Origin of the sequence: Lysinimonas soli, from assembly GCF_042655435.1 — a bacterium.
GTDB lineage: Bacteria > Actinomycetota > Actinomycetes > Actinomycetales > Microbacteriaceae > Lysinimonas > Lysinimonas soli.
The window spans coordinates 94153-107375 of the sequence record NZ_JBHSMG010000004.1 but is presented as its reverse complement, the minus strand read 5'-3'; the positions used below and the strand labels follow the sequence as shown (position 1 = coordinate 107375).

At 71.8% G+C, this 13223-nt stretch carries 10 protein-coding genes; 7 read left to right on the top strand and 3 right to left on the bottom strand.

Annotated features, from left to right (window positions below):
* Positions 1-40 precede the first annotated feature (40 nt).
* Positions 41-550, top strand: coding sequence for an acetolactate synthase small subunit (ilvN, locus tag ACFPJ4_RS13725; protein ID WP_386741016.1), 510 nt, complete (start codon positions 41-43; stop codon positions 548-550).
* A 35-nt stretch (positions 551-585) separates the two neighbouring features.
* On the top strand, positions 586-1632 hold the full coding sequence (ilvC, locus tag ACFPJ4_RS13720; RefSeq protein ID WP_386741096.1) for a ketol-acid reductoisomerase: 1047 nt from the start codon (positions 586-588) through the stop codon (positions 1630-1632).
* Positions 1633-1752: 120 nt separating this feature from the next.
* On the opposite strand, the gene ACFPJ4_RS13715 is transcribed toward ilvC, so the two are convergent.
* The 3 genes from ACFPJ4_RS13715 to nirB are packed head-to-tail and all read right to left on the bottom strand — an operon-like array spanning position 1753 to position 6660.
* A complete protein-coding gene (locus ACFPJ4_RS13715) occupies positions 1753-2883 on the bottom strand; it encodes a uroporphyrinogen-III synthase (protein ID WP_386741015.1) in 1131 nt (376 codons plus the stop codon).
* 40 nt (positions 2884-2923) lie between these two features.
* Complete coding sequence (gene cobA, locus ACFPJ4_RS13710; RefSeq protein WP_386741014.1) at positions 2924-4012, bottom strand: uroporphyrinogen-III C-methyltransferase; 1089 nt, start codon at positions 4010-4012, stop codon at positions 2924-2926.
* The gene (nirB, locus tag ACFPJ4_RS13705; RefSeq protein WP_386741013.1) at positions 4012-6660 is read right to left on the bottom strand and encodes a nitrite reductase large subunit NirB; all 2649 of its coding nucleotides are present in this window, start codon (positions 6658-6660) and stop codon (positions 4012-4014) included. Before nirB ends, cobA begins: the two co-directional genes overlap by 1 nt.
* Before the next feature lie 160 nt (positions 6661-6820).
* Here nirB and nirD point away from each other — a divergent pair, with 160 nt between their 5' ends.
* From nirD to ACFPJ4_RS13680, 5 genes are all read left to right on the top strand, one after another.
* Positions 6821-7204 carry a nitrite reductase small subunit NirD gene (nirD, locus tag ACFPJ4_RS13700; protein ID WP_386741012.1) on the top strand — a complete coding sequence of 128 codons (384 nt, stop codon included), beginning with the start codon at positions 6821-6823 and terminating at the stop codon, positions 7202-7204.
* Positions 7201-7959 (top strand): sirohydrochlorin chelatase, encoded by a 759-nt coding sequence (locus tag ACFPJ4_RS13695; protein ID WP_386741011.1) that lies wholly within the window; start codon positions 7201-7203, stop codon positions 7957-7959. The genes nirD and ACFPJ4_RS13695 overlap by 4 nt, the downstream gene beginning before the upstream one ends.
* A gap of 101 nt (positions 7960-8060) precedes the next feature.
* The gene (locus ACFPJ4_RS13690) at positions 8061-9476 is read left to right on the top strand and encodes an MFS transporter (RefSeq protein WP_386741010.1); all 1416 of its coding nucleotides are present in this window, start codon (positions 8061-8063) and stop codon (positions 9474-9476) included.
* A gap of 13 nt (positions 9477-9489) precedes the next feature.
* Positions 9490-11622 carry a molybdopterin oxidoreductase family protein gene (locus tag ACFPJ4_RS13685; RefSeq protein ID WP_386741009.1) on the top strand — a complete coding sequence of 711 codons (2133 nt, stop codon included), beginning with the start codon at positions 9490-9492 and terminating at the stop codon, positions 11620-11622.
* A complete protein-coding gene (locus ACFPJ4_RS13680) occupies positions 11615-13222 on the top strand; it encodes an FAD-dependent oxidoreductase (RefSeq protein ID WP_386741008.1) in 1608 nt (535 codons plus the stop codon). Before ACFPJ4_RS13685 ends, ACFPJ4_RS13680 begins: the two co-directional genes overlap by 8 nt.
* Position 13223 lies beyond the last annotated feature (1 nt).

Genomic DNA, 13223 nt, shown 5'->3' with positions numbered 1-13223 from the left:
CGGCTCGCGCCGCAGTAGCGGCGGCGCGAGGGGCAGACACATGACCCACCACGTGCTCTCCCTGCTCGTCGAGGACAAGCCGGGTCTGCTGACCCGGGTCGCCGGCCTGTTCGCCCGCCGCGGGTTCAACATCGAGTCGCTCGCCGTCGGGGCCACCGAGATCCCGGGGCTGTCGCGCATCACGGTCGCCGTGGACGTCGAGGACGCCCCGCTCGAGCAGGTCACCAAGCAGCTCAACAAGCTCGTCAACGTGATCAAGATCGTCGAGCTCGACCCGACCCAGTCGGTGCAGCGCGAGCACCTGCTGATCAAGGTGCGCGTCGACAACTCGAATCGCAGCCAGATCCTCGAGGCGGTCACCCTGTTCCGCGCCCGGGTGGTCGACGTCGCGACGGATGCCCTGGTGATCGAGGTCACCGGCGACAGCGGCAAGGTGCAGGCACTGCTGCGCGTGCTGGAGCCGTACGGGATCAAAGAGATCGCCCAGTCCGGCCTGCTGGCCATCGGCCGCGGCAGCAAGAGCATCACCGAACGCGTCTTCAAGAGCTGACTCGCCGTTCCGGCGACGAAAGAACCGACCGTCACATCCAACGAGTAAGGAAAAGCATGACCGAGATCTTCTACGACAAGGACGCCGACCTGTCGATCATCCAGGGCAAGAAGGTGGCCGTCATCGGCTACGGCTCGCAGGGCCACGCCCACGCGCTGAACCTGCGTGACTCGGGCGTCGAGGTCAAGATCGGCCTCAAGCCCGACTCCAAGTCGGTGCAGAAGGCGAGGGAGGCCGGCTTCGAGGTGCTCACCTCGGCCGAGGCGGCCAAGTGGGCGGATGTCATCGTCATCCTGGCGCCCGACCAGCACCAGCGCGGCCTGTACGCCGCCGACATCAAGGACAACCTGGAGCCCGGCAACGCGCTGCTCTTCGGTCACGGCTTCAACATCCGCTTCGGCTACATCACCCCGCCCGAGGGCGTCGACGTGATCATGGTCGCCCCCAAGGGCCCCGGACACACCGTGCGTCGCGAGTACGAGGCGGGACGCGGCGTGCCCGTGATCGTCGCGGTCGAGCAGGACGCCACCGGATCGGCCTGGGACCTCGCCTGGTCGTACGCCAAGGGCATCGGCGGCCTGCGCGCCGGCGGCATCAAGACCACCTTCACCGAAGAGACCGAGACCGACCTGTTCGGCGAGCAGGCCGTGCTCTGCGGCGGCGTCTCGCAGCTGGTCATGTACGGCTTCGAGACCCTGACCGAGGCGGGCTACCAGCCCGAGATCGCCTACTTCGAGGTGCTGCACGAGCTCAAGCTCATCGTCGACCTGATGTGGGAGGGCGGCATCGCCAAGCAGCGCTGGAGCGTCTCGGACACGGCGGAGTACGGCGACTACGTCTCGGGCCCGCGCGTGATCGACCCGCACGTCAAGGAGAACATGAAGGCCGTTCTCGCCGACATCCAGTCGGGTGCGTTCGCCGCGCGCTTCATCGCCGACCAGGACGCCGGGGCCCCCGAGTTCCTGGCGCTGCGGGCCAAGGGCGCCGCGCACCCGATCGAGGAGACCGGCAAGAAGCTGCGCGCCCTGTTCGCCTGGAAGCAGCAGGACGCCGACTACGTGGAGGGCAGCGCGGCCCGCTAGCAGGCCGCGACCTCCCGCGCCGCGGAGAACATCTCGCGCGCGCAGATCAGAAGGGCCGGGGGCGATCCTCCCGGCCCTTCGCTGTCGTCCGGGGACTCCCGAGGGTCGGGGCTCCCGGCCTCAGACGTCGATGCGGTAGCCGCGCTTGATGACGGTCATGACGAGCGCGGGCTCCGGAAGCGACTGGCGTAGCCGGCTGATCGCGACGTCGACGGCGTGATCGTCGGGGTTGTCGGGCAGCAGGGCCGCCAGATCGGAACGCGAGAGCACCGTGCCCGCCGCCGCGACGAGGGCACGGAACAGGATGAGCGAGTTGGGCGCCAGGGTGGAGCGGCGGCCCGCGACATCCACCAGCCGTCCGCGGATCTCCACCGCTCCGTGCGTGGTCGCGAGACGGATGATGCCTCGCGCCTCGAGGTGCTCGCAGACCAGGCGGATGAGCGCCCCCATCCGGAAGCGATCGGGCACGAGGGGCTCGAGGCCTGCCGCCCGCAGCGGGGCGGCGGTGACCGGTCCGACCGCCGCGGCGACGACCGTCGTGGCGAAGGCATCGAGCATCGCGTCGAGCTTGTCGGCCTGGTCGGCGGTGGCGAAGAGGGCATCCACTGCGGGCGCGCTGGTGAAGGTCACGGCGTCGATCGATCCGGCGCAGATGGCATCGACGAGCCGCACGACTCGGCTCGAATCCTCGGGGAGCTGCCAGCGGTAGGGGGCGACGCTCAGCACCGTGGCGCCGGCAGCGGCGAGCCGGTCGAGCTGCTTTCGGTCGGTGAATCCATGCAGCTGCACCGCCACGGTGGTGCCGCGGGCGCCCTCCTGGATGACGCGATCGACCAGCGACCGCGTCGTCTCTTGGTCGCTCATTCCTGAGTCGTCGAGCCCCGCCGCTCGCACGGCACCGCGTGCCTTCGGTCCGCGGACCAGGATGCGCGAGTGCTCGAGGGTCTCGATGAGGGACGACCCCAACCCCGCCGCGTCGGCGGCCTCGAGCCAACGGCGGATGCCGTACGAGGTGGTGGCGAGCAGGATGTCCGGCTGCGCCTCGATGATCGCGGCCGTGTCCGCGGTCAGCTGCACATCGTCGGCGGCGGGGGCGATCCGGATGGCGGGGGCGTGCAGCACCTCGGCACCGCGTCGCTCGAAGGCTGCGATCAGGTCTTCCGAGCGCCGGTCCGAGGTGACGCCGATCCGGAAGCCCTCCAGCTGATCGGGGCTGAAGGCGGCGACGCCGTCGGGGGAGAGGTCGGTCACCGTTCCTCCCTCCTCGACGCGAAACGTCGATGGGGCACAGTCACCGTCCTGCGGCGAAGGCGGCGACCTCGCGCAGAGCGGCGTCATCGTCGTGGCACAAGCGTACGACCTCGCCGATCACGAGGATCGCGGGTGACCGCACCCCGAGGCGGGCGGCCATCTCGGTGGACTCGCCGACCGTGGTGATCGTGGTGCGCTGGCCCGGAGTGAGCCCGCGCTCGATGACCGCGAGCGGCATGTCGCTCGGCATGCCGTTGCGAGTGAGAGCGGCCGCGAGGTGCGGGAGGGTGTTGACGCCCATCAACACGACGATCGTGCCGTCGAGCCCGATCAGGTGGGCGACGGTCGCGTCGTCGAGCGGGGCATGACCGGACACGACGGTGAACATGCGACTCACCTCACGGTGAGTGACAGGGATGCCCGCCGCGGCGGGAACCGCGATCGCACTCGTGACGCCGGAGAGCACCGTCACCGGGACCCCGGCCGCTCGGCAGGCGGCGACCTCTTCGCCGCCCCGGCCGAAGACGAACGGATCGCCGCCCTTCAGTCGCACCACCGTGCGTCCCGCGAGAGCGGCATCCACCATCTGGCGTTCGATCTCGGCCTGGGGGACCGCGTGATGTCCCGGGGTCTTGCCGACATCGACCCACTCCGCACCGGGAGCCCAGTCCCGCCCTCGCGCCTGCGGCGCCAGCCGGTCGAAGAAGACCACGTCGGCGCGGCGCAACGCCTCGCGCGCGGCGAGGGTGAGCATTCCCTCGTCACCGGGACCTCCTCCGGCGAGGGTCACGTGGCCGATGGGGGAGGTCGCCGCCGGCGATTCGCGGACGATCCACACCCGTCGATCGCGGGCGGCGGCGCGCAGGGTCGTCTCTGCGGCCCTCGGAAGCTCGATGATCACCACGAGATCCACGGCGGAGAGCAGCTCTCGCCAGGCCGTGCGGGTGCGTGGCAGGGCGATCCGATGCACCGCGGCAGGAACGGGATGCGCCGGGCCCGCGGGGTGTGACACCGAGGCGAGGAAGACGCTCGCTCCGGCGTGTAGCACGCGGGCGATCGCCAAGCGGCTCGCGGGGGCACCGCCCACCACCAGTACGCGGCGTCCGGCGAGGTCGAGATCGATCTCCATCACTCGCCCCTTTCCGGTAGGGAATCGCGAAGCGGGATGCGTGCGCCGGTGAGCAGCACGGACTCCCGCTCCTCGGGGCGGGCCGGGCGCGGTTGATCCCGCTCGACGACCTGCACGATGCCCGGATCGCCGGTCGCGGGGGCGTTGACGAACGAGCGGAAGCGGCGCAGGCGCTCCGGGTCTTTCAGGGTGGCGGCCCACTCGTCCTCGTAGTTGTCGAGGTGGGCGGCCATCGCCTGCTCGAGCTCCTCGGCGATCCCGAGGCTGTCCTCGCACACCACTTGGCGCACGTGGTCGAGCCCGCCCTCCAACTCCTCCTGCCAGCGGGCCGTGCGCTGCAGCCGGTCGGCGGTGCGGATGTAGTACATGACGTAGCGATCGATGTAGCGGATCAGCGTCTCGTCGTCGAGGTCCTGCGCCAACAGCTGGGCATGCGCCGGCTGGTAGCCCCCGTTGCCCCCGACGTAGAGGTTCCAGCCCTGGTCGGTGGCGATCACCCCGATGTCCTTGCCGCGTGCCTCGGCGCACTCGCGCGCGCATCCCGAGACCCCGAGCTTGAACTTGTGCGGAGCCCGCAGGCCGCGGTAGCGCAGCTCCAGCCGGATCGCCATCGCCACCGAGTCCTGCACGCCGAAGCGGCACCAGGTCGACCCGACGCACGACTTCACGGTGCGCAGCGACTTGCCGTACGCCTGGCCCGACTCGAATCCCGCGTCGACCAGGATCTTCCAGATCTCGGGCAACTGCTCGAGCCGCGCGCCGAACAGGTCGATGCGCTGACCACCGGTGATCTTCGTGTACAGCTTGAAGTCGGCGGCGACCTCGGCGATGACCTTGAGCTTCTGCGGGGTGATCTCGCCGCCCGGGATGCGCGGCACGACCGAGTACGAGCCGTCGCGCTGCATGTTCGCCAGGGCGCGGTCGTTCGTGTCCTGCAGGGTTCCGCGGCCCGAGTCGAGGATGTACGCCGAGGTCTGGCTGGCCAGGATGGATGCCACCGCCGGCTTGCAGACATCGCAGCCGTATCCGTGCCCGAAGCGGGCCATGATCTGCTCGAACGAGGTCAGCTCCAGCACGCGGACCGCCTCGAACAGCTCGCTGCGGCTCAACTCGAAGTGCTCGCAGAGGGCGCGCGACACCTCGACGCCGGCTTTGGCCAGCTCGGTGTCGAGGATCTTCTTCACCAGCGGGACGCAGGATCCGCACTGCGTGCCCGCGCGGGTGCAGGCCTTGAGTGCGCCGAGTTCGTGGCACGGCTCGTCGTGGTCGCCGCGCACCGCCGCGCGCACCGCGCCGACCGACACGTTGTTGCACGAGCAGAGCTGCGCGTCGTCGGGGAGCTCGAGCGAGGGAGCCTCGCCGCCGGCCGACGACAGGAAGGCCGCGGGCTCGGCGCCGAGTTCCTTGCCGACCAGGGGGCGCAGCGAGGGGTACGGCGCGATGTCGCCCACGAAGATGCCGCCGAGCAGGGTCGCGGCGTCGTCGGTCACGACGATCTTCTGGTACAGGCCGCGGGCCGGGTCGGCGTAGACCACTTCGAGCGCATGCGGCGTCGTCGCGAGGGCGTCGCCGAAGCTGGCGACCTCGACGCCCGAGAGCTTGAGCTTGGTGGCGTCGTCGATCCCGGAGAACACGGCGTCACCGCCGAGGATGCGGTTCGCCGCGACCTCGGCCATGGCGTTCGCGGGGGCGACGAGTCCGACGCAGCTGCCCCGGAAGCTGGCGACCTCGCCGATCGCCCACACCCCGGAGGCGGAGCTCGCGCAGTTCTCGTCGATCTCGATTCCGCCGCGCGGCCCGAGCGTCAGGCCTGCCGCGCGCGCCAATTCGTCGCGCGGGGTGATCCCGATCGCGAAGACGACGAGATCGGCGTGGAACTCGCGGTCGTCGTCGAGGCGCACCCCGATGACCGTGCCCGAGGGGGCGGTCATGATCTCCGCGGGGCGGTGGCCGAGCTCGAGGGCGATGCCCTGCGCGCGGATCAGGCGGCCGAGCGCCTGCCCGGCCCCCTCATCCAGCTGGGCCGACATCAGCCAGCGGCCCGAGTGCACGACCGTCACCTTGCCGCCCAGCTTGGCGAGGCCGCCCGCGGCCTCCAGCCCGAGCAGTCCGCCGCCGACGACCGTGATGTTGACGGCCCGGCCGAGGCGGTCCATCAGGGCGGGCAGCTCGTCGACCAGGCCGTCGACGTCGTCGACCGTGCGGTAGACCCGCCCGCGGTCGGCGCCCGGGATCGGCGGGACGCTCGCCGACGAGCCCGTCGCGAACACCAGCTCGTCGTAGTCGAGCACCTCACCGCCGGCCAGGGTCACCGTGCGGGCGGCCGGGTCGACCGCCGTGGCGGCGACCCCCCGATGGAGCCGGACGCCGGGTGCGGCGGGGGCGTCGGCGGACGCGTCGGCCGGCGACCACATGCTGCCGTCGCCGAGGGTCAGATCGTCGGCGTCGAGCAGTCGGCGCGACAGCGCGACACGGTCATACGGCAGATGCCGCTCCTCGCCGATCACGGTCAGGTGGAGCGCCTGGTCGTCGGCCCCGGCACCCGCACCGGCCCGGATCGATTCGGCGAAGCGGTGCGCGGCGGGGCCCGCACCGATGACGACGATGCGACGCGGCGCGTTCTTCGTGGTCATGGGGCCCCCGTTCATGTCCGTTCAGACTAGGAAGCTCTCGTTTCCCTCCCGTTGCGCCCGCGTAACGAGTTGTGACCGCGCGCTCACGGCGAACCCCGCACGGTGTGAGGTCTTCGTTACGCGATCGTCACGGCCCCGGTCATCCCCCGAAATCCGGCCTTTCTACTCTGGGCGGGTGTCGATCTCGAATGGTGTGGCCCGCCGAGCGGTCGATGCGCCGCCGGCGCACACCCGCTGGGTGGGGGTCTGCCCGATCGACGAGCTCGAGCCGTTCTGGGGCGAGGCCGCCCTCATCGACGACATCCAGGTCGCGCTGTTCCTGCTTCCCGGTCCCGTCGTGCGGGCGGTGTCGAACCAGGATCCGGTGACCGGGTCGTTCGTCATGTCGCGTGGCATCGTCGGTTCGCGCGGAGACCGCGCGACGATCGCCTCCCCGCTCAACAAGCAGGTGTACGACCTCGAGACCGGCGACTGCCTCAGCGTGGACGGGCCCGGCCTGTCGGTGTTCCCGGTGCGGATCTCGGCGGGCGCCGTCGAGATCGGCGTGAGCGCCGCGTGACGGCGTCGCCGACCCTGCTCGCCGCGTCGCACGGGACGAGCCACCCCGGTGGCCAGCGTGCGGTCGCCGCCCTGGTGCGGGCGGTCGCGGCGGAAGCAGGGCAGACCGCCGTGGTCGAGTCGTTCGTCGACGTGCAGCAACCGGATGTTCCGACCTCGCTGAGCGCCCTCGAGCCGGGCCGAGACGCGATCGTGGTGCCGCTGCTGCTGTCGGCCGGGTACCACGTGCGGGTCGACCTGGCTCGGGATGCCCGAGAGAGCCTCGACCGGTGCGTCACGATCGCCGACGCGCTCGGCCCGGATCCGCGGCTGACCCGACTGCTCGCCCGCCGCCTCGACGAGGCGGGTCTGGCGCCCGAGGACGCGGTCGTGCTCGGTGCGGCCGGGTCGAGCGACGCGCGCGCCGTCGGGGACTGCCGGGTCGCGGCATCCGAGCTCGCAGAGCTGCTCGGTCGGCCCGTCTCGGTCGGCTTCATCTCGGCCGCGACGCCCCGTCTGGCGGATGCCGTGGCCGAGGCCCGCAGGGCGGCCGGCGGCGGCCGGGTCGTGATCGCCAGCTACCTGCTCGCGCCCGGCTACTTCGCGGGACTCGCCGGCGAGGCAGGCGCCGAGGTGGTGACCGCGCCGCTGCTCGTGGCCGGCGAAGCGGCTCCCCGCGAGCTCGTCGAGATCGTGCTCGACCGCTATCGAGCCGTGTGTAACGCGGATGTTTCGGCATCCTTGCAGGCCGCCCCCCAGACGGTGACGACCTCGTGACGGGATCTTCACGGCGGGCGTGCCTGTCGGAAACACCGCGTCTCTAGCGTCGAAGCATCCCGCGGGCCGCAGACACCCCGCACTCACCGCAAGGAGAATCGATGACGACGACAGCACCTCCGAGCAGTTCCCCCGCGAACGCCCTGAGCGACGTCGAGTTCCCGGCCCTCGGGCACCGCCCGGGGCGCTGGATCGACAACTGGCAGCCCGAGAACGCCGCGCAGTGGGCGGCCGTGGGCACGAGGATCGCCGCTCGCAACCTGCGCTGGTCGATCTTCGCCGAGTTCCTCGGCTTCATCGTCTGGCAGCTGTGGAGCATCGTGGTCGTGCAGCTGCCGCACGCCGGGTTCCACTTCGACACCTCGCAGATCTTCTGGCTGATCTCGATCCCGAGCCTCGTCGGCGCGACTCTGCGCTTCCCCTACACCTTCCTGGTGCCGCGCTTCGGGGGGCGCAACTGGACGATGATCTCGGCGAGCCTGCTGCTGATCCCGACCATCGCCCTCGGCATCTGCGTGTCGAACCCGAACACGCCGTTCCCCGTCATGCTCGCGGTCGCCGCGCTGTCCGGGTTCGGCGGCGGCAACTTCGCCAGCTCGATGTCGAACATCACCTACTTCTACCCGCAGAGCCGTAAGGGCTGGGCACTCGGCCTCAACGCCGCCGGCGGCAACCTCGGGGTCTCGGTCGCGCAGATCGTCGTTCCGATCGCCATCACGATCGGTGCGGGGGCGACGCTCAACCTGCCGCTCGCCGGCTGGATCTGGGTGCCCTTCATCCTGCTGGCGATCTTCGGTGCCGCACGGTTCATGGACAACCTGTCCAATGCGAAGGCCGACTTCGCCGCCTCCGCCGCCGCCTTGCGCGAGCCGCACCTCTGGGTCCTGGCACTGCTGTACATCGGCACCTTCGGCTCGTTCATCGGCTTCGCCGGCGTCTTCCCGAAGCTGATCGTCGACCAGTTCCCGGCTTTCTCGACCTTCCAGGTCGGCTCGGCCGCGCTGTCGCTCGCGTTCCTCGGCGCCCTCGTCGGCTCGATCGCCCGACCCTTCGGCGGGCGCCTCGCCGACCGCTTCGGCGGTGCGGTGGTCACGGTCGCGGCCTTCGCGACGATGGCCCTCGGCGCCTTCGCCGTGTTGCTCGTGCTTGCCTCCGGCAGCTTCGCGGCCTTCCTCGGCTGCTTCCTGGTGATCTTCGTCGCCACGGGCATCGGGAACGGGGCGACGTACCGCATGATCCCGAGCGTGTTCGCCGCGCGCAGCGGCGTCGCCGACGCACGGTCCCACTCGGGCGATGTCGGCACGCAGCGCAAGACGGCCGCCGCCCTCGGCATCATCGCGGCGATCGGAGCCTACGGCGGGTTTGTCATCCCGCAGGTGCTCGGCGCCTCGAAGAGCTCGACCGGCAGCTACGCCGACGCGATCATCGGCTTCATCGTCGCCTACCTGGTGCTCATGGCCGTGACCGCCTTCTTCTACCTGCGGCGCGGTTCGGCCGTCGCCGTGCACAAGATCTGAGGGGACGACCGGGATGACCGACGCCGACGGCCAGGTAGGGGCGGCGACGCACTGCCCGTACTGCGCGCTGCAGTGCGCGATGACCGTCCGCGCGGTCGACCCCGTCGGCACCCCCGAAGTCACGGGGCGCGAGTTCCCGACCAACCGCGGGGGCCTGTGCAAGAAGGGCTGGACCTCGGCCGAACTGCTCCGCTCGTCGCAGCGGATCGTCGAGCCGATGATCCGGGAGGGCGAGGGGTTCCGCCCGGCGAGCTGGGACGAGGCGCTCGATCTGATCGCGGATCGCGTGCGGGCGATCCGCGCCGAGTCGGGAGCCGACGCGGTCGGCGTGTTCGGCGGCGGCGGTCTGACCAACGAGAAGGCCTACCAGCTGGGCAAGTTCGCGCGGCTCGCGCTCGGCACCTCCCGCATCGACTACAACGGCCGGTTCTGCATGTCGTCGGCCGCGGCGGCCGGCAACCGGGCCTTCGGGGTGGACCGCGGGCTGCCGTTCCCGGTCGATCACCTCGACGAGGCCGCCACGATCATGCTGCTCGGCAGCAACGTCGCCGAGACGATGCCACCATTCATCGGCCACCTCGCCGGAGCGCGTGCCGCGGGCGGACTCATCGTGGTCGACCCGCGACGCTCGGCGACCGCGAAGCTGACCGCCGAAGGCGGGGGCATCCATCTGCAGCCGGCTCCGGGCACCGACCTCGTGCTGCTGCTCGGACTCACCCACCTGGTCATCGAGTCGGGACTGGCCGATCGCGACTATCTCGAGCACCGCACGAGCGGCTTCGAGCGGCTGCGCCGCAGCGTCAGCCGCTGGTGGCCCGAGCGCGTGCAGCAGCACACGGGGGTTCCGGTCGCGCAGCTGCGGCAGGTGGCGGCGCGGCTGGCCTCGGGGCGGGGCAGCTACATCCTGACCGGCCGCGGCGTCGAGCAGCACGTCGACGGCACCGACACAGCGAGCGCCGCGATCAACCTGGCGCTCGTGCTCGGGCTGGTCGGCACCGCGCATTCCGGCTACGGCACCCTGACCGGGCAGGGCAACGGCCAGGGCGGCCGCGAGCACGGGCAGAAGAGCGACCAGCTGCCGGGCTACCGCAAGATCGTCGACCCGGATGCCCGCGAGCACGTCGCGCGCGTCTGGGGGGTGCCGCCCGAGATCATCCCGGGGCCGGGCGTGCCCGCGGTCGAGCTGCTCGCCTCGATGGGGCAGCCGGACGGCCTGCGCGCGCTGCTCGTGCACGGCTCGAACGTCGTGGTGTCGGCGCCCGACGCCGCGCGGGTGCGCGCGGGCCTCGAGACGCTCGATCTACTGGTGGTCTGCGACTTCTTCCTCTCCGAGACCGCGGCCTTCGCGGACGTCGTGCTGCCGGTCACCCAGTGGGCCGAAGAGGAGGGCACGATGACCTCGCTCGAGGGGCGCGTGCTGCGGCGACGGAAGGCCGTCGAGCCGCCGGCCGGTGTGCGCTCGGAGCTCTGGATCATGCACGAGCTCGCCGAGCGCCTCGCCGCCCCCGGCAGCTACAGCACCGACGCGGCCGAGGTGTTCGACGAGCTCGCCCGCGCCTCAGCCGGCGGGCCCGCCGACTACTCCGGGCTCAGCCACGAACTGCTCGACACCGGCGTGGCGGCCTTCTGGCCGTATCCCGCGGGCGGCCCGGGAACGCCGCGGATGTTCCTGGAGTCGTTCGCGCACCCCGACGGCCGGGCCCGGCTCGTGCCGGTGCAGGCGCACCCGCGAACCCCGCCGGCGCAGCGCGACGGCACGATGACGCTCATCACCGGCCGACTGCTCGGGCAGTACCAGTCGGGCACGCAGACGCGACGGGTGCCCGAGTTGATGGCCTCGCATCCACATGCCGAGGCGCAGCTGCACCCCGCGGCGGCCGCCGGGCTCGGCCTCGCCGACGGCGACCAGGTCGAGCTGTCGACTCCGCGCGGAACCGTGCGGTGCCGGGTCGCGGTGAGCGCCGACATCCGCTATGACACGGTGTTCCTGCCGTTCCACTTCGCCGACGGCGAGAGCGCCAACTTGCTCACCGAGGCGGCGACCGACCCGATCTCGGGGATGCCGGAGTTCAAGACGACGACCGTCGAGGTGCGCGCCGTGCGCGACCCGGCCCCGTCTGCCGTGATGGTGGGCGACCGTGGCTGAGCGGGTCGTGCTGGTGGGATATGGGCCGGTCGGCGCGCGATTCGTCGAAGAGCTGCTGCCCGCCGTGCGGGCCGGCCTCGTGCAGCTCACGGTCGTCGGGGCCGAGGCCGCCGAGGCCTACAACCGGGTGCTCGTCGCCGAGTACGCGGTGGGCGAGGCCGAGCGCGAGAGCCTCGAGGTGACGGATGCCGAGGAGGCCCGCGAGGCCGGCGTGCGGATCCTCACCGCGACGACCGTCGTCGAGCTGCGCCGCAGCCGCCGCACCGTGCTGCTCGGGACCCGCGAGCAGCTGCCCTACGACCGGCTCGTGTTCGCCACGGGTGCCCGCGCGCAGCTGCCGACCCTCGACGGGGTCGCACGCCGCCCCGCAGCTCTGCGCCCCTCGGAGGACGGGGACGCTCTCGATCACGGCGAGACCCCTCTGCCGGCCGGCGTCACCGTGCTGCGCGACCTGGACGACGCCGAGCGCCTCGGCGAGGCGGTGCGGGCGGGATCGCGCATCGTCGTGCTCGGCGCCGGCGTGCTGGGCATGGAGCTCGCGTTCGCCGCCGCGCGAGCCGGCGCCGAGACCTGCGTCGTGTTCCACGGGGCCGGCCCGATGGAGCGCAACCTGGATCGCGCCGCGAGCACCGTGCTCGCGCGCGGCGCCCGCGGCTCCGGGGTTGCCCTCGTCGCGCACGCCCGGGCCGAGAGCGTGCTGCTGCGCACCGGCGACGACGGCGTGCCGCGGTTCGACGCCCTGCTCTGCGCCGACGGCAAGCAGATCGCGGGCGAGCTGCTGGTGATCTCGTGCGGGGTGCAGCCGCGCAGCGAGCTGGCGGCGATCGCGGGCCTGCCGGTGTCGCGCGGCGTCCTGGTCGACGAGCAGCTGCGCAGCTGGGGGGACCCCGACATCTTCGCGATCGGGGACTGCGCCCACATCGCGGCGCGCCCTGTGACGGGTGCCCGGTCGTCCGAGCCGGCGGGCGGTCCGCTGGGGCTCATCGGCGCGGGCTGGCGCCAGGCCGAGTGGCTGGCGCGTCGCTTCCACGATGAGTTGAGCGGAGCGGCCGAGCCGAGCGAGCCGCTCGCAGAGGAGAGCGACGGCGTCATCCAGCTCAAGGCCGACAGCGTCGACGTGGTCGCGGCCGGAGTCGTGCACGTCGATCCCTGGGACGACGGGCCCGAGCAGGTGTGTGGCGACGAACGCCGCTCGGTCGCCCAGTGGTCGGACCCCGACCACGGCCGGTACGTGAAGATGGTGACGCGCGCCGGCCGGCTCGAGGGCTTCGTCAGTGTCGGGATGCCGCGGACGGCCGCCGAGCTGACCCTGCTCTTCCAGCGGGGGAGCGAGTTGCCCGCCGACCGTTCGGTGTTGCTGCGCCACGACGGACCGGACTACGAGCCGAGCGATGCCGCCGGCGCGCTCGGCCCGACCGCCACGGTCTGCTGGTGCAACGGCGTCACCGTCGAGCGGATCACGAACGCCGCGCTCGCGGGCGACGTCACGGTGGCGGACGTGTCGCGCTCGACGCGCGCGGGCACCGGCTGCGGTGGATGCAAGGGCCGCATCGGCGAGATCCTCAGCACCATCGCGCCCGTGGCGCCGCTGCCGAGCTGAT

What these genes read in the sequence shown, in the direction of transcription:
- cobA (WP_386741014.1), bottom strand. Translation starts at nt 4,012, where the DNA reads ATGGAGATCGATCTCGACCTCGCCGGACGCCGCGTACTGGTGGTGGGC.
- ACFPJ4_RS13685 (WP_386741009.1), top strand. Translation starts at nt 9,490, where the DNA reads ATGACCGACGCCGACGGCCAGGTAGGGGCGGCGACGCACTGCCCGTAC.
- ilvN (WP_386741016.1), top strand. Translation starts at nt 41, where the DNA reads ATGACCCACCACGTGCTCTCCCTGCTCGTCGAGGACAAGCCGGGTCTG.
- nirB (WP_386741013.1), bottom strand. Translation starts at nt 6,660, where the DNA reads ATGAACGGGGGCCCCATGACCACGAAGAACGCGCCGCGTCGCATCGTC.
- ACFPJ4_RS13690 (WP_386741010.1), top strand. Translation starts at nt 8,061, where the DNA reads ATGACGACGACAGCACCTCCGAGCAGTTCCCCCGCGAACGCCCTGAGC.